Annotated in this window: 17 protein-coding genes; 10 read left to right on the top strand and 7 right to left on the bottom strand. The window is 60.1% G+C overall.

What is annotated here, in order from left to right:
• The first annotated feature begins 109 nt into the window (after positions 1 to 109).
• The 3 genes from FMN63_RS16720 (at position 110) to FMN63_RS16730 (ending at position 2,490) form a co-directional block, all read left to right on the top strand.
• Positions 110 to 958, top strand: a complete 849-nt coding sequence (locus tag FMN63_RS16720) for a patatin-like phospholipase family protein (protein WP_148585241.1) — start codon at positions 110 to 112, stop codon at positions 956 to 958.
• Between the two features lie 193 nt (positions 959 to 1,151).
• On the top strand, positions 1,152 to 1,412 hold the full coding sequence (locus FMN63_RS16725) for a hypothetical protein (protein WP_209001148.1): 261 nt from the start codon (positions 1,152 to 1,154) through the stop codon (positions 1,410 to 1,412).
• A 217-nt stretch (positions 1,413 to 1,629) separates the two neighbouring features.
• Positions 1,630 to 2,490 carry an MBL fold metallo-hydrolase gene (locus tag FMN63_RS16730; RefSeq protein ID WP_209001149.1) on the top strand — a complete coding sequence of 287 codons (861 nt, stop codon included), beginning with the start codon at positions 1,630 to 1,632 and terminating at the stop codon, positions 2,488 to 2,490.
• Positions 2,491 to 2,566: 76 nt separating this feature from the next.
• Here the strand turns inward: FMN63_RS16730 and rsmD are convergent, their stop codons facing one another.
• Positions 2,567 to 3,124 carry a 16S rRNA (guanine(966)-N(2))-methyltransferase RsmD gene (gene rsmD / locus FMN63_RS16735; RefSeq protein WP_148585242.1) on the bottom strand — a complete coding sequence of 186 codons (558 nt, stop codon included), beginning with the start codon at positions 3,122 to 3,124 and terminating at the stop codon, positions 2,567 to 2,569.
• Entirely contained in the window at positions 3,121 to 4,596 is a 1,476-nt protein-coding gene (locus FMN63_RS16740) for a pseudouridine synthase (protein ID WP_209001150.1), read from the bottom strand. The genes rsmD and FMN63_RS16740 overlap by 4 nt, the downstream gene beginning before the upstream one ends.
• A gap of 215 nt (positions 4,597 to 4,811) precedes the next feature.
• On the opposite strand from FMN63_RS16740, the gene FMN63_RS16745 reads away from it, so the two are divergent.
• Positions 4,812 to 5,288 (top strand): nucleoside deaminase, encoded by a 477-nt coding sequence (locus FMN63_RS16745; RefSeq protein ID WP_148585244.1) that lies wholly within the window; start codon positions 4,812 to 4,814, stop codon positions 5,286 to 5,288.
• A gap of 161 nt (positions 5,289 to 5,449) precedes the next feature.
• Positions 5,450 to 6,634, top strand: coding sequence for a porin (locus FMN63_RS16750; RefSeq protein ID WP_148585245.1), 1,185 nt, complete (start codon positions 5,450 to 5,452; stop codon positions 6,632 to 6,634).
• Between the two features lie 87 nt (positions 6,635 to 6,721).
• On the opposite strand, the gene FMN63_RS16755 is transcribed toward FMN63_RS16750, so the two are convergent.
• Together FMN63_RS16755 and mutL are read right to left on the bottom strand one after the other, a co-directional pair.
• Positions 6,722 to 7,594 carry an alpha/beta hydrolase gene (locus FMN63_RS16755; RefSeq protein ID WP_209001152.1) on the bottom strand — a complete coding sequence of 291 codons (873 nt, stop codon included), beginning with the start codon at positions 7,592 to 7,594 and terminating at the stop codon, positions 6,722 to 6,724.
• Between the two features lie 63 nt (positions 7,595 to 7,657).
• Positions 7,658 to 9,550: a DNA mismatch repair endonuclease MutL gene (gene mutL, locus FMN63_RS16760; RefSeq protein WP_148585247.1), complete on the bottom strand. Its 1,893-nt coding sequence runs from the start codon at positions 9,548 to 9,550 to the stop codon at positions 7,658 to 7,660.
• Between the two features lie 114 nt (positions 9,551 to 9,664).
• Here mutL and FMN63_RS16765 point away from each other — a divergent pair, with 114 nt between their 5' ends.
• Positions 9,665 to 10,540 (top strand): TIGR01459 family HAD-type hydrolase, encoded by an 876-nt coding sequence (locus FMN63_RS16765; protein ID WP_148585248.1) that lies wholly within the window; start codon positions 9,665 to 9,667, stop codon positions 10,538 to 10,540.
• A gap of 200 nt (positions 10,541 to 10,740) precedes the next feature.
• Here FMN63_RS16765 and FMN63_RS16770 read toward each other — a convergent pair whose 3' ends face one another.
• Together FMN63_RS16770 and FMN63_RS16775 are read right to left on the bottom strand one after the other, a co-directional pair.
• Positions 10,741 to 11,406 (bottom strand): protein phosphatase CheZ, encoded by a 666-nt coding sequence (locus FMN63_RS16770; RefSeq protein ID WP_148585249.1) that lies wholly within the window; start codon positions 11,404 to 11,406, stop codon positions 10,741 to 10,743.
• A 200-nt stretch (positions 11,407 to 11,606) separates the two neighbouring features.
• On the bottom strand, positions 11,607 to 11,990 hold the full coding sequence (locus tag FMN63_RS16775) for a response regulator (protein ID WP_006935666.1): 384 nt from the start codon (positions 11,988 to 11,990) through the stop codon (positions 11,607 to 11,609).
• A gap of 250 nt (positions 11,991 to 12,240) precedes the next feature.
• Between FMN63_RS16775 and FMN63_RS16780 the strand changes: the two genes are divergently transcribed.
• From FMN63_RS16780 to FMN63_RS16790, 3 genes are all read left to right on the top strand, one after another.
• Positions 12,241 to 12,687 carry a MaoC/PaaZ C-terminal domain-containing protein gene (locus FMN63_RS16780; protein WP_498929547.1) on the top strand — a complete coding sequence of 149 codons (447 nt, stop codon included), beginning with the start codon at positions 12,241 to 12,243 and terminating at the stop codon, positions 12,685 to 12,687.
• A 357-nt stretch (positions 12,688 to 13,044) separates the two neighbouring features.
• Entirely contained in the window at positions 13,045 to 14,043 is a 999-nt protein-coding gene (locus FMN63_RS16785) for a bifunctional riboflavin kinase/FAD synthetase (RefSeq protein ID WP_148585251.1), read from the top strand.
• Positions 14,044 to 14,307: 264 nt separating this feature from the next.
• Positions 14,308 to 15,243, top strand: coding sequence for a DMT family transporter (locus FMN63_RS16790; RefSeq protein WP_148585252.1), 936 nt, complete (start codon positions 14,308 to 14,310; stop codon positions 15,241 to 15,243).
• Here FMN63_RS16790 and FMN63_RS16795 read toward each other — a convergent pair.
• Complete coding sequence (locus tag FMN63_RS16795; protein ID WP_162530057.1) at positions 15,235 to 16,542, bottom strand: glycosyltransferase family 87 protein; 1,308 nt, start codon at positions 16,540 to 16,542, stop codon at positions 15,235 to 15,237. The two genes, FMN63_RS16790 and FMN63_RS16795, sit on opposite strands and share 9 nt — an antisense overlap.
• A gap of 355 nt (positions 16,543 to 16,897) precedes the next feature.
• On the opposite strand from FMN63_RS16795, the gene ileS reads away from it, so the two are divergent.
• Positions 16,898 to 19,858, top strand: coding sequence for an isoleucine--tRNA ligase (ileS, locus tag FMN63_RS16800; protein ID WP_148585622.1), 2,961 nt, complete (start codon positions 16,898 to 16,900; stop codon positions 19,856 to 19,858).
• Positions 19,859 to 19,866: the final 8 nt, after the last annotated feature.

Below are 19,866 nucleotides of genomic sequence, written 5' to 3' on the forward strand. Positions count from 1 at the left end.
GCGTGGCTGTTTCGCAACGGAAAGAATTTTGCCGACGGCCATAAGGTTGGCAAGTTGCGCTGCAACACCCATGTGCAGTACCTGACACACTCACTGCCGGATCCGGAACATGCTCTCCACCTCTTCTCCCAAAATCGGCCTGGCCCTTGGCGGCGGCGGCGCACGTGGCCTTGCTCACATCCCCGTTCTGGAAGCGCTTGACGACCTGGGCATAAAGCCAGTGCGGATCAACGGCACGTCAATCGGCGCGCTGATGGGCGCCGCCTATGCCAGCGGCCGCAGTGGCCAGGAAATACGAGACATCGCGCTGGAGATCTTCGCGGATCGCAACAGCGTTTTGTCGCGCCTCTGGCAGCTGAGACCTCGCAAGCTCGCCGACATGTTCCGGGGCGGCCCGGTGCAGTTCGACCCGTTGCGGGTGCTGGAAGTGTTTGTTTCCGACTATCTGTCCGAAACTTTTGAGGATCTGGAAATCCCGCTGCGCATGCTTGCAACGGATTTCTACCGCTGCGAGGAAGTCGATTTCGAAAGCGGTCCGTTGTTGCCCGCTCTGGCAGCCTCGATCGCGATTCCCGCTGTTTTCAGGCCTGTGCGCTATGACGACCGATTTCTGATCGACGGTGGTGTTGTCAATCCACTGCCTTTTGACGGTCTCAGGGCAAATTGCGATATCGTGATTGCCGTTGATGTCGTTGGGGCGCCGGTTCCACGAGAAAACAAGGACGACATCAGCATGCTGGACTCCCTGTTTGGGTCCTCCCAGATTCTCATGCAAACCATCACGAAGCAAAAACTTAAGTCAGATCAACCGGATATCCTGGTCAGCCCACCTCATGACTCGGTCCGTGTGCTGGACTTCATGAAAGCGGAAAGCATTCTGGATAAGGCAGAGTCTTTGCGTACAGTTACAAGGGAACAACTGGAGAAACTGATAAAAGAAACAATGGCAATTACTTGATGGCAACAACCACTGATAAATACGTATTATCCCTTTTTATTGAAACAATCTTTGCCTTTAACACATCATTAATCTTACTCCTAAATACTTTTCTTAATCTATTAGGAGAGGGTCAATGCGGCCATCAGGATCAACAGATTTGGAAGCCTGTCCGGTATCGGACGATTTGCTGAAACGCTTACTGGACGCAACGTTGAACGCGGTAACGGATGTTGGGCAACAACTGCCGGAACAGCAGCGTGCTGCGCTTGCCGTCTACTGCTACCGCCGGGCCCACTTCCGCCGGCTGGGCCTGTCACTGGCGTCCCTCTGCAGCCAGCAGGCTCTTGTCATGGAAGCCGGGCATGCAGGCGACCTGATCCACCGGCAGGCAAGCAGCGTCTCGACCGAGGGCGATGCGATCAGCCGGACTGCGAAGTCCGGAAAGCCGCCGGTCAGTCTGTACGTGGTTTGAAAGTCCATTCCGGGGCTGGTTCTTCCTCCCACCCGCCCCCACCTTAGGCAACCGCCCTTGCAGCTATCAGCGCGGGCCGGTTGCCTTTTCTTTTGGCATCGCCTTTCAAAACGTCGCAAGTTTCGAGCAAACGGCCCTCAAGGCCGTGGCGACGTCTTGCCGTTGCCGGTCCGCCCCCTACTATTTGCAACAGGTGTGGTTCTCGGGATGGTTCGATATGGCGATATTCAGTTTCCCATTTCACGGACGGCGACAGAAGGCGGGCGGGCTCTTCCGGATTGTTCCCCTGCTGTTCGGGATACTGATTTCAGCGATGTTGACCGGACAGGCCTTCGCGGTCTGCCAACTGGTCGCCGAAGCGCCGTTCAGAGCACCGGGGCCGGATGAAGTTCGGATATGGCGCGCGTCGTTGCAGGCCAACGAAGTACAGATCCGCTATATCGGCCACTCCACATTCGAACTCGAAACGCCCAAGGGCGTGCGGATCGCGACCGATTACAACGACAGCGTCCGTCCGCTGCTGCCACCCGATGTTGCAACGATGAACGGCGCCCACAGCACGCATTACTCCGTCAGCCCGGACCCGAACATCGAGCATCTGCTTTACGGCTGGGACCCGAAGGGCGGACCGCTGGATCATGATGTGCGGGTTGGCGATGTGCGCATCCGCAACATTCAGACCAACATTCGCGGCTGGGACGGGGCGGAGCGCCGGCTCGGCAACTCGGTTTTCATCTTCGAGGTCGCCGACATGTGCATTGCTCATCTGGGCCACCTGCATCATCGGCTGACACAGGAAGATCTGATACGCCTTGGCCAGATCGACGTCGTGTTTGCGGCAATCGACAATTCGTCAACGCTCCGGCTGGAAAGCCTGATGGACGTGCTGGAAAGCATCGGTCCTGCAATGGTCATCCCGATGCATTTTCATTTCCACGGCGCCTTGCAGGCTTTCGTCGGCCGTGCCGAGGAGGCAGGGTACGACATCGTGCGAGCAAAAACGCCCGCGCTGATTGTCAGCCGGTCCAGCCTGCCCACACGGAAAACCGCCTACATCATGATGCCGGGTGGTTCTTGACGCGCCAGATAGCTTCCTGAAGGCATTCGGACGCCAGACAAAAGCTCTGATAGCAGACCGAAAGAGGCTTCAGGCTTCAGGCTTCAAACCTGAGGAACAGGACCTGGCTGTCGCCCGCCTGGCGGCGGTCGAGTTCTTCAAAGCCTTCCGGAATGTCGACCTGGGCCGAAGACCTTTCTTCCAGGACACACAAGCCCCCTGGCTTCAGCCAGCCTCCCCCGGCGGCAGAGGCCAGGGCTTTTTCGCCCAGTTTCTTGTCGTAAGGCGGATCGGCGAAAACCAGGTCGAAAGGTTCAATAGTGCCGGCGCTGCCGAGCCGTGTGGCATCGCGCCGAAAGATCTTGGCGGCACCATTGAGACCGAGAGCTTCCATGTTCCGGCGAATGATGCCGCGTGCCTCTGTCCCCTCTTCGATGAAGGTGCAGTGACGCGCGCCCCGACTGATCGCTTCAAAGCCCAGCGCGCCGGTTCCGGCAAAAAGATCCAGCACTCTTGCGCCCTCAAGATCAACATCCAGGCCATGTGCCAGGATGTTGAAAATGGTTTCCCGAAGCCGGTCACTGGTCGGGCGGGTGTCGTGCGATTTCGGCGCGGCAAGGGCCGTTCCCTTGAAACGCCCGGCAACTATTCTCAAGACCGGTCTCCGCGCCTCGGCGGACGGCCACCCTTGGGAGGTCCGCGCCGTTCGTCCTTGTCACGGTTGGACCGGCTTTCCTGCTGCTTGTCTTCCACCTTGCCTTCCTCACCCCAGATGCGGCGCGGGAGCGGGGAAAACCGATCTTCACTGAAATCCTTGCGCGGTTTCGGCTCGGAGGTCAGACGGAAACGGGAACGCGGCGAGACTTTTACTTTTTCCTGGCGCGGCCCGGAATTCTTTCGCGGTCCCTGGCCGGATGCCTTCTTGCGATCTTCCCGCTGTTCGTTGCGTTCGTTCTTGGCTGCCCGCTTGCGGTCGGTTTCGCTGCGGCCTTCGCGCGCCGTCATCCAGCGGCCCTGGCTGGCCTCGCGTCGGCCACCCTCCCGGCCACCACCGTCTCGGCCAGCTCCGTCTCGGTTGCCACCATCTCGGGCGCCACGGTCACGGCCGCCATCCCGGCCACCGCCTTCCCTGCCGCCGCCGCGCTTCGCGCCTGCAGGCTTCTTTTCGGCTTCAGGCTTGGGAGCATGAAAGATCGGAGCGTCGAAATCGGCGCCGGCTTCCTCGGCCAAGGCATCGCCCAACTGGTCACGCAGAACGCGGCCACGAATTTCGCGGACGTCCCCTTCCGGAAGATCCATCAACTGGAAGGGGCCATAGGACAAACGGATCAGCCGGTTCACGGCAAGGCCCAGATGCTCCAGAACCCGTTTGACCTCACGGTTCTTGCCTTCGCGCAGCCCCACCGTCATCCAGACGTTGTTGCCCTGCTCCTTGTCGAGCGTTGCCTCGATGGCGCCGTAGAGCACGCCTTCAATCGCAATGCCGTCCTTCAGAGTGTCGAGATCCGGCTGGGTCACCTTGCCGAAGGCGCGTACGCGGTAACGGCGCAACCAGCCGGTGGCCGGCAATTCCAGAACGCGCGCCAGTCCGCCATCGTTGGTCAGGAGCAGCAAGCCTTCAGTGTTGATGTCGAGCCGTCCCACGGTCAGGACACGCGGCAGGTCATCGGGCAGGCGTTCGAAAACGGTCGGACGGCCTTCCGGATCCTTGTTGGTGGTCACCAGACCGCGCGGCTTGTGGTAGAGCCAGAGCCGCGTGCGCTCACGCATCGGCAGCGGTTCGCCGTCAACCACTACCTTGTCGTTGGGTGTGACCGTGACGGCGGGCGTGGTCAACAGTTTACCGTTGAGCTCAACCCGGCCGTTTTCGATCCATACTTCCGCTTCGCGGCGGGAACACAGGCCGACACGCGCCATCACCTTGGCAATGCGCTCGCCCCGGTCATTGGCTTCGCCTGCCAGCGGTGCAGTCGCCGGTTTCGGCGCCCGTTTTTCGAAGCCGCCCTTCTTGGGGCCGGCTTTCGATTTGTCGTTCGGTGCAGCCCGGCGTTTTTCCGGTGCACGCTTGTCGCGTCCCCGGCCTTTTGCGGGACCCGGGCGCTCGGAAGAGAATTTTTTTGTCGTCATGCGCGCGTCATAGCAGAGCTTGAGCCTTTCGGGAATCGCTTGTTTTCTGCAAAAACCGCAGAGGCACCGTGTTCCGCACGCATGGCGGAGCCTTTTGCTGCCTGCAAAGGCCATCGTCGGGGCTGACGGCCACGGCATTTGCGGGTAAACAGGACCTATCAGCGGCCTTCAGATCAAGGCAGTCTGCACTCCTGCGCTCCAACCCATCCAGCCCGATGCCCACAGCTTTCACCAATCAGACATCTTTCATGGATCTCGCGCTTGAAGAAGCTGGTAAGGCGGCGGATCGGGGGGAAGTGCCTGTCGGTGCAGTGCTGGTTCGCGGTGGACACGTGATTGCCCGGGACGGGAACCGGACACTTGAGTTGAACGATCCGACGGCCCACGCGGAAGTGCTGGTGATCCGCACCGCGTGTGCATTGGCGGGCTCTCAACGCCTGCCGGACTGCGATCTTTATGTGACGCTCGAACCCTGCCCCATGTGCGCGGGGGCGATTTCCTTTGCGCGGATCCGCCGGCTTTATTACGGCGCAGGTGATGAAAAGGGCGGAGCTGTCGATCACGGCACCCGATTCTTTTGCCAACCTACCTGCCATCATGCACCGGACGTTTATTCCGGCATCGGCGAGACGCGGGCGGCCGGGCTGCTGAAAGCCTTCTTCCAGGCGAAACGCCAGGGTGTCGCCTCATAGCTCGTTTCTCGTGCAATTTGACCGGATTGCACGTTGCCCAATAGCAACAGCGACCACCAAACACGCACAGAGGCGGGTTTCGTTACTTCGCGAAGCTGAAAGTTTCTTCTAGGAACAGCATATTGTTCGCAGGGCATTTGCGCACTTCATCGGAGCATCACATGACTCGAAATACTGTTCTCGGAGCAATCGCCGGACTTTTTCTGGCTGCAAGCCCGGCCCTTTCCGCAGACCTGCCGGTGGCTCCGGAACCTGTCGATTACGTCCGGATCTGTGACGCTTATGGCGCTCGCTTCTACTATATTCCCGGCACCGAAACGTGCCTGCGCGTCGGGAGCCGTGTGCGGACCGAGTTCCGCGTCCGCAACTTCGGCAAGGCGGAAAATGCCTGGGGCGACCGGGACACCGACGGCTACCAGTGGCGCTCACGCGGCTATCTCTACCTTGATGCACGCACCGCCACCGAATTCGGAACCCTGCGCGCCTATATCGAATCCTATATCACGCTGACCAACGGCTCGAACGCAGCCACGCTGGACAAGGCGTATATCCAGTGGGGCGGCTTGCTGGCCGGCCGCAACGGGTCGAATTTCGACTTCTTCACCGGTTATGCCTTCAACGCCCAGATCGAAAGCTATTCCGACCGCAAGGTCGACCAGATCGCCTACACCATGGCATTCGGCAACGGCTTCAATGCAACGCTTGCACTGGAAGACCGGTCGGGCCGCGAACAGAACATTGCAATCAACGGCACCAACCAGACCTATGGCGGCACCCGCGCACCCGACTTCGTCGCGGCTCTCGGCGTGAACCAGGGCTGGGGCCAGGCGCAGATCATGGGTGCCCTGCACCAGGTTTATCCGAACGCCACATACAACGGCCTTGCTGGCCGGACCGAAGATGAACTCGGCTGGGCTGCGGGCGCTGGCGTAACCGTCAACTTCGGCGGCTTTGCCAAGGGCGGTGCCGTTTCCCTGCAGGCGGTCTATACCGATGGCGCCAGCGGCTTCGGGTCCACGGGCTGGAACAGCCGCATCACCGACGCGGTGTGGAACGGCAGCAGCACGGAGACCACCAGGACGCTGAACATCTTCGGCGGCGTAACGCTCGGCGTGACCGACACCGTCCAGGTGAATGTCGAAGGCGGCTATCATGATGTCGACGGCGGCACCAGCGCCTATGACTTCACCCAGTGGGACGCGACTGCCAACGTGGTCTGGGAACCTGTTTCCGGCTTCCTGATGGGGCCGGAGCTCCAGTATCGCGACCTCGACTACAGCCGCTCCTCCGGCCTCGATGATACTTACGAGCTTTACGGCACGTTCCGTCTGCAACGCACGTTTTAAAAGCCGGCAATCAGACAAACAAAAACCCCGGGTCCTTACCCGGGGTTTTCTGCTTTTAGAGCTCTGGCACTTCCATATCAGACGCTTTCATTCCTGCCGCTGTGCCCAGGCAGAAAGAACGGTGTTCCAAAGTCCGTTTGACCACAGAGTGCTGTGACCGCCGCCTTCGACGATCACAAGCTGCTTCGGGTTGTTCGCGAATTCAAAAAGCCGCCTGCCGTGCTCCACCGGAATGAGACTGTCTTCCGTTCCGTGCACGATCAGAACCGGGGCAGCAATCCTGCCGATGCGGTCCCGCGTCGGCATCGGATCCTTCATCAGGAGCCCGACGGGCAACCAGGGATAGCGCTTCGTGGCCATGTCGATCAGCGCCGTATAGGGCGCTTCCAGCACCACGAGATCTGTTTGCGGACGTTCTGCGGCAACCGCCGCTGCAACACCCGAGCCAAGGCTTTCTCCGTGGATGATAAGCGGCGTTCCCGATCCCGCCAGCCGGTCGAAATGTTCCAGCCCGTCCGAAATCAGCGCCTGTTCCGATGGACTGCCTTCGCTGCCGGGATACCCCCGGTAACTTGGCGCATAAAGGCCGAAGCCACTGTCCAGAATCTGTTTGAAGCGCTTCCAGCGGGAAGACACATTGGCTGCATTGCCCTGAAAATAGAGCACCGTCGGAGCGCCCCTGGCAGAAGGTTCCGCGCGCCAGACAGTCACGTTGGTGCCATCGGACATGGAAACCGTTTCGACGGAAACACCCGAAAGCCCTTTTTCCTCCGGCGTGCTCAATTCACCACTTGGAATGAAGATGAAACTGCGCTGATTGAAATACATGTAACCGGCAGCCATGGCGTAGGCGATGCCGACAATGACGGCCACGCGCAACAGGGCCTTCCAAAGCAAGCGCCCTGGCCTGCCGGTCTTGTTCATCGCCTCGCCCGCGCCGCCTGAGCTGGTTTCCGTCATATGACTGTCTCCCATCGCTGCGGTGTCTACGCACCGCAACGGAAGGCCGATCAGGGTGCCGGGTTATTTGCGGCCGAACAGCTTTTCGATATCGCCGAGTTTCAGCTCCACCCAGGTTGGCCGGCCGTGATTGCACTGGCCGGAGAGCGGCGTTGCTTCCATATCGCGCAACAGTGCATCCATTTCTTCCGGGCGCATGCGCCTGCCCGCCCGGACGGAACCGTGGCACGCCATCGTCGCGGCAACATGGTCCAGCTTTTCCTTCAGGCCTTCGGCCGTATCCCATTCGGCAAGTTCGTCGGCCAGATTGCGGACCATGCCCTGGATGTCCATGTCACCCAGGATTGCCGGTGTTTCGCGCACGGCGATGGCGCCTGGACCGAAGGCCTCCAGCGACAGGCCGACCTTTTCAAGATCTTCCGCGCGATCGGCAAGCCGGATGGCATCTTCTTCCGGAAGCTCGACGATCTCGGGAATCAGCAGGATCTGGCGGGCAACGTCCTTCTTTGCCAGCGCTTCCTTCAATCGTTCGTAGACAAGCCGCTCGTGCGCAGCGTGCTGGTCAACGATGACGACGCCGTCCTCGGTCTGGGCGATGATGTAGGTCTCGTGAACCTGCGCTCGGGCGGCGCCCAGCGGCAGGCGGGTCTTTTCAGTCTCGACCGGAACGTCATTCGCGCGGGCATCGGCAGATGGCGCGGCAAAGTCGGCAAAGCCGTTCTGCCGTTCGAAGGCCGGCTGCGGAGCTTCGGCAAAGCCTGTTGCCGGGGCCCCGTCCATCTGGAGCGGGCGAAAAGCTTCCGGTGCCCAGTGAGGCGCCGCGGAGGTTCGGGCAAAGGAACCGCCGCTGTAGCCGCCGGACCCCACCGGGGCGGACGGCGTATAGCCCGGTTGCGCGAACCCGGCCGATTGCGCCCTGATGGCATCCAGTGCAACAGCCGCATTGGATGTCGATGACCGGTGGCCGGACTGAACCAGCGCATGCTTGATGGCCCCAACCAGAAGTCCGCGCACAAGCTGGCTGTCACGAAAGCGCACGTCGGCCTTGGCCGGATGCACGTTGACATCCACCAGCGCCGGGTCGAGTTCGATGAACAGAACGACGACCGGATGCCGGTCGCGGGCAAGGACGTCCGCATAGGCACCGCGCAAACCGGACAGCAGCAGCTTGTCCTTCACCGGGCGGCCATTGACGAAAAAGAACTGGTGCTGGGCATTGCCGCGATGGTGTGTCGGCAGGCCTGCAAAGCCGGTGAGGCGGACCCCTTCCCGGCCGGCGTCGATCTCCATGGCATTGTCGACAAAGTCCTGGCCAAGGATTTGCGCGATCCGCGCCAGATGCGGTTCGCCGCCGCGCGCGGCAGGCCAGCTCTGGGACTGCCGGTCGGCACCGCCGAGAGAAAAGCCGATTTCCGGATAGGCAAGCGCGATCCGCTTGACGATTTCCGTGATGGCGGCCGCTTCGGCGCGGTCGGATTTCAGGAATTTCAATCGGGCGGGTGTTGCGAAGAAGAGATCGCGCACCTCGACCTGCGTACCTTTGGTACGGGCCGCCGGCACAAGCGGCTGTTCCCGCCCGCCTTCGACGGCGATGGCCCAGGCATGATCCTCGTCCTTGTGGCGGGTCTGGATCGCCAGCCGGGCGACGGAGCCGATGGACGGCAGCGCTTCACCGCGAAACCCGAGCGTACGGATATCGAACAGGTCGTCATCGGAAATCTTGGAAGTGCAGTGACGACGGATGGCAAGCTGCAGATCTTCCCGGCGCATGCCGTCGCCGTCATCGGCGACACGCATGAGGGTCTTGCCACCGGCCGCCGTGACGATCTCCACCTGTTTCGCCCCGGCATCGACAGCGTTTTCAACCAACTCCTTGATGACGCTGGCGGGTCGTTCGATCACCTCGCCGGCTGCAATCTGGTTGATCACCTGTTCGCCAAGTTGCCTGACCTTCATGAAACTCCCTCTACTCGGTTTCGCACTGTGTCATGTTCCTATATGGTCCGCGCCGAGTTTGCGTCGATTCTTGAGCAAAGCTTATCAGACCTACCCAGATCCGAGTGACCCGCCATGACAGTTTCTGCACCGCTTCTTGTTGAGGGGCTCCGCACCCTCGCCCCGTCCTACAAGGGCATCCTGTGCGATGTCTGGGGCGTGCTGCACAATGGTGTATCGGCTTTTGAAGAAGCTCACAAAGCCCTGAGGGCCTTCCGCGAGGAAGCGGGCGGCAAGGTGGTGCTGATCACCAATGCACCACGCCCGGCCAAACAGGTCGGCGAGATGCTGGCAGGTCTCGGCGTGCCGGACGGCACCTATGACGACATCGTCACCTCCGGCGACGTGACCCGGGACGTTCTGGTGGCTCAGGGAACGAAGACCCTTCTGCACATCGGCCCGAACCGGGACCAGCCGCTGTATCACGGACTTGAAGCCACCTTCACGGTGAATGACGCGGAAGCGGAAGGCATCAGCTGCACCGGTCTGGAAAACGATGAGGTCGAAACCCCGGACGATTACCGCGAGCGTCTGCAGAAGCTGGCCGACCGCGGCCTGCCGATGATCTGTGCCAACCCCGACATCGTGGTGGAACGCGGCGATCGCCTGATCTGGTGCGCAGGTGCCCTTGCTCGCCTTTATGAAGATCTGGGTGGCGAAGTCTCCATTCTCGGCAAGCCGCATGCGCCGATCTACGATGCGGCGATGCAACGTCTTGCAAAGCTTGCCGGTGAAGAGGTTGCCAAGGAAGATGTTCTGGCCATTGGCGACGGTCTGCCGACCGACATCCGTGGCGCAGTGTCACAGGATCTCGACGTGCTGTTCATCACCGCCGGCATTCATGCCTCCGACTTCGGCCCCAGTGATGCCCCGGACGAACACCTGATTCGTCGCCGCCTTGCTGAAGAAGGCCTGCGCGCACGCGCTGCCTTGCCGCGCCTCTGGTGGTAATGCGCTGACCAGTTGCCCGGACTGGACACGCCTGACAGCCTGCAGGCATTCGGACGTTTTGGCCAATCGGGCCAGGAGCCGGGGTGAGCGCTCGGGTGGGCGAGAATTCGCATGCCGCTCGGCACCAAACGAAAAGCGCTTCAGATAGCAAAAAGGCTCCCGAAACGGGAGCCTTTCAAAGCTTGAGCGGCGATGTCTGATCAGTCGAACAGCTTGTCGATATCCGCCTGGGCGCCGCCCAGCAGGGCATCGATGTCGTCCTGCGACACGCCTTCGCCGGAATGCTGCGGACCGTGAAGGATCAGTTCGCGCTTGCGACGCTCCGCCTCGGATTCGACCACGTTCGCATCCAGATCTTCCGGAATGCGCAGTTGCTCGATGAAGGAGGTGACGCGCTCGTCGATGTATCGCAGCGTTTCAACCACCTTGGAAATTCTCTGGCCGGTGATGTCCTGGAAGGTGCAGGCCTCGAAGATGCTGATCATCTTGTTGCTGACCAGTTCCTGGTAGGCATCGTGGTCGCTGGCATCAGCCCCCATGATGTCTTCAGCCGCTTCCATGATTGTGTTGGTGGCTTTTTCAGTCGCCTCCACAATGGCATCCAGTTCCCGTCCGGCGTCGGGGATCTTGCTGCCTGTCATGTCATTGGCACGCAATTGGGATATTTCATCCTTCATGCGCCTGATTTCTCTGGCAATCGTAGTCAGTTCCTCGGTGATGGCCGGTTGGACCGTCGACAGGAAATCATGCATCGAACCTGACATGACCTCTGCAAGATGCATTACGTCTGTCAGAGAAACTTCACCTTCCCTGTTCTTGTTTTCCTCAAGGAAGTCTATGACTCGGGCAATGTTTTCTTGTTTCATGCTAGCCACTAGGTCGAGCCTTTCCAATTGGGAGCATCCTCCGAAGCGCAGAACCGAAGTACTAAGGAACCGCTATTACTTCTCGGGTGCGCCAGAACAAACCCGGCCTGCCTGCCCAGCAAGACCGCGCCGATCATGTGCATCCGTCCGGCACTGGCGGGGGAGCGCCCCAGGGCTTGTCCCCCGCCATGTGCAAGAAATTAGTCGGAGAAGACTGCCTCGATCTTGCCTTTCAATGTCTGAGCATTGAAGGGCTTCACGATGTAGTTGTTCACGCCGGCCTTTTTGGCGGCGATCACGTTTTCCGTCTTGGATTCAGCAGTCACCATGATGAACGGTGTTTTGCTGAGGCTGCCGTCGGCACGAACCTGCTTGAGCAGTTCGTAACCAGTCATCGGCTCCATATTCCAGTCGGAAATCACCAGGCCATAGCGGCGCTGTTTCATTTTTTCCAAAGCTTCGGTGCCGTCCGCAGCATCGTCGATGTCTTCGAAACCAAGTTGCTTGAGCAGGTTCCGAATGATGCGAATCATCGTTTTGTAGTCATCGACCACGAGGACCGGCATCTGAAGATCAAGGGCCATTGTCTACTCCATACTGTCAATTTGCGCGGCCCCTGGCCGTGGGCCGGTGGAAACGCGTTATGACTTCGAAGGAGAGCGACACATTATTGTGTCCTCACCTCCCCACACTCAACACAATCTACGGGCCGCCCCTGAAAAGACCGTTAATAGCGGACTTTTTTTTCTTCGCCCAAAGCACAATTGCCAGAAAACCTTGCACCGCCTAGCGTCCGCCTACTCTCAATCAAGCAAAAAAAGGGCGGAAACCGTGATGTTGGAACTGCAAAAACTCTGCTTCGAAGATCTTTCGGTGGGTATGAGTGAACAACTTGTAAAGCACGTCAGTTCTTCGGACGTAGTGGGCTTTGCGGAAGTATCCGGCGACCGAAACCCTATTCATCTGTCCGAACATTTTGCGGCCCGTACGCCTTTCAAGACGAGAATCGCCCATGGCCTCTATACGGCCAGCCTGATTTCGGCCGTGCTCGGAACCCGGCTGCCCGGCCCCGGCGCTATCTATCTTTCGCAGACGCTCAACTTCAAGGCCCCGGTCAGGATAGGCGACGACGTCAAGGTGACGGTTACCGTCGAGGAACTGATGGAGCGAGGCAATCGGGCCCGGTTGTCGTGCATCTGCAGTGTCGAAGGCAACGTCGTCCTTGAGGGGGAAGCGCTGGTGAAGGTTCCAAGCCGTGACGAGGACCAATCAGGTCTTTAACGGACAGCGTCCACAAAGGCGTGGGTGTGAACCAATGAACGAAGATTGACTGGTTTGAGGTGGATTGGTCGTCCTCAAGGGGGACGCACAGGAAATGCGACTCATTTTCAAGCTTTCGCACCCCTGAAGAGGGCCAATCCGGTCAACTCCGAAGGACATGGGAAATGCCATTTCGTCTTCATGCGAAGGTCAACTCCCTGGTCTTCAGCACATACCCATCTTGACCTTTGCTTTGCTTGACGGCAGGTTCCACGCCAAAGTCGGCAGGACCTTCTCCGGGGTTTGCTGGCATGTTCCTGCAAAACTGGCCGGCACCACGGTCCGTTCTGCCGTCATCCTTGCGCGAAAGTTTGCCGCATGAGCTCCAAAGATCCTTCCAGCTTTCCGATTATCGAAAATCTGGATGCCTTTCCGGCGGCCCTGAAAGGCGGCATCGTGGCCATTGGCAACTTCGATGGCGTTCACAGGGGGCACCGGGCTGTTCTGGAGGCCGCTCTCGGCCTCGGTCACGGGACACATCATCCTGTCTATGCCATGAGCTTCGAGCCGCACCCGAGGACGGTTTTCAATCCGTCCAAACCCGTCTTTCGTCTGACACCGCCGCAGCAGAAACTTGACTTGCTGCGCCTGTGCGGGCTCGACGGCGCGCTTATCCTGCCCTTCACCAAGGAATTCGCGGGCATCGAGGCCAACGCCTTCGTTCAGGATATCCTGATCGATACGCTCGGCATCTCCCATGCGGTCACCGGATATGACTTCCACTTCGGCCGGGCCCGCCAGGGCACGCCGGACTATCTGCGCTCTGCCGGTGCCAATCACGGTTTCGGCGTGACAATCGTGCAGCAGCAGGACGACGAAGGCGCCGAGATCATTTCCTCCACCCGGATCCGCGAAAGTCTGTCGCGGGGGGATGTTGCGCAGGCGAACGGCCTTTTGGGCTACCGCTGGTTCTTCGACGCGGACGTGCGCCATGGGGACAAGCGGGGCCGCGACCTCGGCTACCCGACAGCCAATATGAGCCTGGTCGAGGATTGCCCGTTGAAACAGGGCATCTACGCGGTCAAGGTCCGTGTCGATGGCGCCTGGCATGACGGTGTTGCCAGTTACGGGCGCCGCCCGACCTTCGACAACGGTGCTGCTCTGTTTGAAGTGTTCCTGTTCGATTTTACCGGCGATCTCTACGGCAAGACGCTGCGTGTTCACCTGGTGTCCTATCTGCGAGGCGAGGAAAAGTTCGATACGGTTGAGGCCTTGGTCGCCCAGATGGACCGGGACAGCGAAGAAGCCCGCGCCGCATTGGGCTCGCTGCAGCCGCTGTCCGAACTCGACATGAAGCTGCTCGACCTTTCCGCCTGAACCGCCGCCAATTATTTTCTCGATTCTGACGGTTCAGCCTTTTCCCGGCTTGCCCCGAGCGGTGTTCGACTTCACAAGGAAGTCGGTCGGACCGGAGATTGATGCTGCGGCACTCAACACGAGGGTCCACACCCTTGGGTCTTTGTCCGGCCCTTTCCTTGTTGCCAGCCGATGTCCAATGCGGTCGTCTGATCGTCGGATAGGCGGCGATATCCCAGTTTGTGCGGTTTTCTTTGGTGAAGACGCTCCGGAGGTTGCAGCACGATGAAGCGTCAATCCAGTTCTTCACAGACAGAGGGCGTCGAGCAGAACCCGCTGACGGCGATTTTGCTGATGACGTCGGCCATGCTGCTGCTGCCGGTCATGGATATTACCGCCAAATATCTGTCAGCGGACCTGCCGCCGCTTGAAATCACCTTCGGCCGCTTCTTCTTCCAGTTCCTGTTCAGCCTCGCAATCGCACTGTTGACCGGCCGGCTCCTTCAGCTCAGGGGCAAACAGCCGGTGGTGAACTATTTGCGCGGTATCTTTCTGGGCACCGCGTCCCTGTGTTTCTTTACCGCCGTCAAATACATGTCGGTAGCGACCGCGATCTCAATCTTCTTCATCGAGCCGATGGTGCTCACCATCCTTGCGGCTGTGCTCTTGAAGGAACAGGTTGGCCCGCGCCGGATTGGCGCCATTCTCGTTGGTCTGTTGGGCGCCATCATCGTGCTGCGGCCGACACTGGCCGAAGTCGGTCTTTTCAGCCTGCTGCCGGTGGTGACCGCCGTTCTGTTTTCCTTCTACCTGCTGCTTAACAGGCTCTACCCCGTTCGCGACGATCTCTTGACCATCCAGTTCAGCGCCGGTCTGTCCGGCTCGGTGCTGCTCGGCATCGGGCTTCTGATCGGAAATCTGACGGGCATCGAAGGTACGGAATTCGTGATGCCGGATGTGCCCCAGTCCAGCCTGCTGGCGTTGATCGGTCTGATTTCCTTTGCCGGCCACGGCCTCGTCGTTTCCGCGTTTCAACGCGGCAACGCCAGCCTGCTGGCACCGCTGCAATATATCGAGATCGTCAGTGCGACCCTGTTAGGCTATCTGGTGTTTGCCAATTTCCCGGATGGACCGACCTGGCTCGGGATTGCTCTCATCATCATGAGCGGGCTCTACATCACCCACCGGGAGCGCAAGCTGAGACAGATGGCGTCAAAGTGACTGGGCAACCGCACCTTTGGGTGCGCCTTGTTCAGCACCGGCGGTAACCGATTGCAGCCTGCGCAGGCCCAGCCAGACAAGAATTACCGGCAGGACGGGCGCAATCGGCAGGCCAAGCCAGATCGCAAACGGGCTGGTGGAAGCCGACAGGCCGATGACCATGAAAAGCGCGATTTTCTCGTAGGGCAGAAAACCGTTTCTGAGCCCCTCGCGGATCAGGAAAGCGCAGGGAATGATGATCAGCGTCAGGTCATAGGAAAGGGCGAAGGGCGTTACCAGCAAGGTGCCGCCGACCAGGACCGGGGCCCGCACGGCCATAGCCTCCGTCCGGCGCCAGACGCGCCACACGCAGATGGCAGCGGCGAGGGCAAAGGTCGCCTGAAGCATCATGGCCGGAAGGTGGGCGAGCCCGAGCACCCTGCTCGCGCCATAGACCGAAATCATCTTGACCCATTCCACGCCGCCCAGCTCCATCATGGCCGAGGCAACCGGTGCCTGCACCCAGAAGGCCTGCCAGACGCCAAAGCCAAGCACCACGACGCTGAGAGCCGCAAACACCAGCGTTGTGACCGAGGCACTGAGGAACGTGCGCCAGTTGAAACTGGCAACAAGGGCCAGCGGAATCAGGATGCCGAGTTGCGGCTTGATGGTCAGCAGCCCCAGCGCAACACCTGCCCAAAGCATCTGCCGCCGTTCGATCCCGACAAGAAAGAAACCGTAAAGCGCTGCTGTGAGAGCCGCGTTCTGCCCATGAAAGGCATTGTTGGCGCAGGCGGGAACGAGGATCAGACAGGCAGCCAGCAACCAGTTGCCCGCAATCAGGCGGCAAGCCAGGCACAGAAGCCCTGTGGTGATCCCGATAAAGGCCGCAAACGCAATCTTGTAGGGCAGAAGCGCGAGTGGCATCTGCAGCATCTGGAAAGTGGGCGGATAGAAGAAACCGAAGACGGTATCCGATCCGGTGAACTGCTGCTGGAGCGAGGAAAACGCAGCGGGACTGTAAGCCACCTCCGGCGTACCGTTGAGGGCCTGCCCCCCCGCGAGCCAGAAGCTCAGGTAATCCATCAGCAATGTGCCATTGGGCGCACCGAAACTGTTGGGCACGACCAGCATCCAAAGGAGACCGAGCGTAAAACCGATGGCCGAACACAGACAGGCAAAGCCGATCCTGTCCCAGCTCAGCCAGTCGCCGGTCACGACCCCGCGGGACCAGAGGCTCGCCTGTTCCACCGCTTCCGGCGATCCCATCGCCATCTGTTTCGCTTCATTGGCCATCTTGCCGGTCTGTCCGTCGCTCACCCGTCCCAATCCGGGCCTATCCATGCCGCAAAGACATTCATATTCGGTTACCTGAAGCCAATTTCAGACAGTCCTACCGGTAGAGCGCAGACAAACAACACAGGATTTGCCGGAACATCTTTATTCATCGCCGAAGTGCTGCTATGTCCCTTGCCATGCAACACACGGCTCTCATAGTCGTCGCCAGACCGACGACCGCGATTACGCGAATTACTTGCCCGGCCTTCGGCTGACGCGGCAATGCGGCGCCAGGGACCGGGACTTCCTGATTTCATGTTGCTGCCCGAAAACGGGACGGCAATCATCCTGACAAATGACGCGGGCCCAGGGCCCGAACGACCGGATCGACGTGACGATGACCGAGACAGACAAACGCGACTATTCCGAAACGCTGAACCTGCCGCAGACCGAATTCCCGATGCGTGCAGGACTTCCCAAGAAGGAGCCGGAAATCCTGGCCCGCTGGGAACAGATGGACGTCTATAAAAAGCTGCGCGAACAGGGCAAGGGCCGCAAGAAGTTCGTGCTGCATGACGGGCCTCCCTATGCCAATGGCAACATCCACATCGGCCACGCACTCAACAAGACGCTGAAAGACATCGTCACCCGGTCCATGCAGATGACCGGATACGAGAGCAACTACGTGCCGGGCTGGGACTGCCATGGCCTACCGATCGAATGGAAGATCGAGGAACAATACCGCGCCAAGGGCAAGAACAAGGACGAGGTGCCGATCAACGAATTCCGCCGTGAGTGCCGGGAATTCGCCGAGCATTGGATCGACGTGCAGCGCAAGGAATTCAAGCGCCTCGGCATCGAGGGCGACTGGGACAATCCCTACCTGACGATGCGCTTCGAAAGCGAAGCCATCATCGCGCGGGAGCTGATGAAGTTCGCCACGTCCGGCCAGCTTTATCGCGGTTCCAAACCGGTGATGTGGTCGGTTGTCGAAAAGACGGCGCTTGCCGAAGCCGAGATCGAGTATCAGGACTACCAGTCCGACATGATCTGGGTGAAATTCCCGATTGAAAGCGCTGGTGGATGCGATGAGGCCGCCGTCGAGGAACTGCTCGACGCAGCCGTCGTCATCTGGACGACCACCCCCTGGACCATCCCGGGCAACCGCGCCATCAGCTATTCCTCCCGTATCGACTACAGCCTTTACGAGGTCACGCAGGACGGGCTGCCGGACGACAACTGGGTCCAGAAGGGCGACAAGCTGCTCCTGGCCGATGCGCTTGCCGGTGAAGTGTTCAAGAATGCCCGCATCACCGATTTCACACGGGTACGGGCCGTCAGCAATGACGAGCTGGAAACGCTGACCTGCGCCCATCCGCTGGCTGGTCTCGACCTCGGCGGATATGATTTCGACGTGCCGCTGCTGGACGGCGACCATGTCACCGACGATGCGGGTACGGGCTTTGTCCATACCGCTCCGGGCCACGGCACGGACGACTTTGAAATCTGGATGACCAAGCGAGCCGATCTGGAAGCGCGCGGCATCAACACCGCCATCCCGTTCACCGTCGCCGATGACGGTTTCTACACCAAGGAAGCCCCGGGCTTCGAAGGTTGCGAGGTCATCACGCACAAGGGCGAAAAGGGCAAGGCCAACAAGGCCGTTATCGAGAAGTTGAAGGAAAGCGGCAACCTGATCGGTCTCGGCCGGTTGAAGCATTCCTATCCGCATTCCTGGCGCTCCAAGAAACCGGTGATCTTCCGCAACACGCCGCAATGGTTCGTCTATATGGACAAGCAGCTTTCCGTCGAAGGCGACACGCTGCGCACGCGCGCGCTCACCGCCATCGACGAGACGCGCTTCGTGCCGGGTGCCGGTCAGAAGCGTCTGCGGTCGATGATCGAAAACCGGCCGGACTGGGTGCTCTCGCGCCAACGCGCCTGGGGTGTTCCGATCACCGTCTTCATCCACAAGGACAGCGCGGAAGTGCTGAAGGACGAAACCGTCAACAAACGCATCTACGATGCCTTTGTATCGGAAGGTGCCGACGCCTGGTTCGCGGACGATGCCAAGCAGCGTTTCCTGGGCAACGACTATAAGGCCGACGAGTGGGACATGGTCACGGACATTCTGGATGTCTGGTTCGACAGTGGTTCCACCCATGCCTTCGTGCTGGAACAGCGTGAAGACCTTGCGCCCAAGCGCAAGACCGATGGCGGCCAGGATTACGTCCTTTATCTGGAAGGCTCCGACCAGCATCGCGGCTGGTTCCATTCCTCGCTGCTGGAAAGCTGTGGCACACGCGGCCATGCGCCCTATGACGCCGTTCTGACCCATGGCTTCACCATGGCCGAAGACGGCCGCAAGATGTCGAAGTCCCTCGGCAACCAGGTGTTCCCGCAGGACGTCATCAAGCAGTATGGCGCCGACATCCTGCGCCTGTGGGTGGCTTCCACCGATTATTGGGAAGACCAGCGCCTGGGGCCGGAGATCATCAAGACCAGTGTCGACAGCTACCGCAAGCTGCGCAACACGCTGCGCTGGATGCTGGGGTCCCTTGCCCACGCCACCGGCGAAGAAGTTGCCGCGGCCGATATGCCGGAGCTGGAGCGGCTGATGCTGCACAGGCTGTACGAACTCGACAAGATGATCCGCGAAGCCTACTGGGAGTTCGACTACAAGAAGGTCTTCCACCAGTTGTTCACGTTCATGACGGTGGAACTTTCGGCCTTCTATTTCGACATCCGCAAGGATGCGCTTTATTGCGACGCGGCCTCCTCCGTACGCCGCAAGGCCTCTCTCTTCGTGATCGACAAGCTGTTCGATTGCCTGGTCACCTGGCTGGCACCGATGATGCCTTTCACCATGGACGAGAGCTGGACGTCCCGCCACGGCGAAGAAACCTGCGTTCACCTGCAGCAGTTTCCTGACATTCCGGCCGAGTGGCAGGACGATGCGCTGGCAGCCAAATGGGCGAAGATCAAGACGGTGCGCCGCGTGATCACTGGCGCGCTGGAAATCGAGCGCCGTGAGAAGCGGATCGGTTCGTCCCTGGAAGCTCACCCGGTTGTGCATGTAACCGACCCGGAGCTGATGGACGCGATCCAGGGCAAGGACATGGCAGACATCGCCATCACCAGCCAGTTGACGCTCAGCAGCGAACCGGCACCGGAAGGCGCTTTCACGCTGAGCGACACCAAGGGTGTTGCCGTTGTGCCCGGTCTTGCCGATGGCACAAAATGCGCCCGTTCCTGGAAGGTGCTGCCGGAAGTCGGCTCCGATCCGGACTATCCGGACGTGACCCTGCGCGATGCAGCTGCCCTGCGTGAATGGGACGCCGCCCATGCCGCAGGCTGAGCAGCAGG

The sequence above is a fragment of the Stappia sp. BW2 genome, from assembly GCF_008107695.1.
GTDB lineage: Bacteria > Pseudomonadota > Alphaproteobacteria > Rhizobiales > Stappiaceae > Roseibium.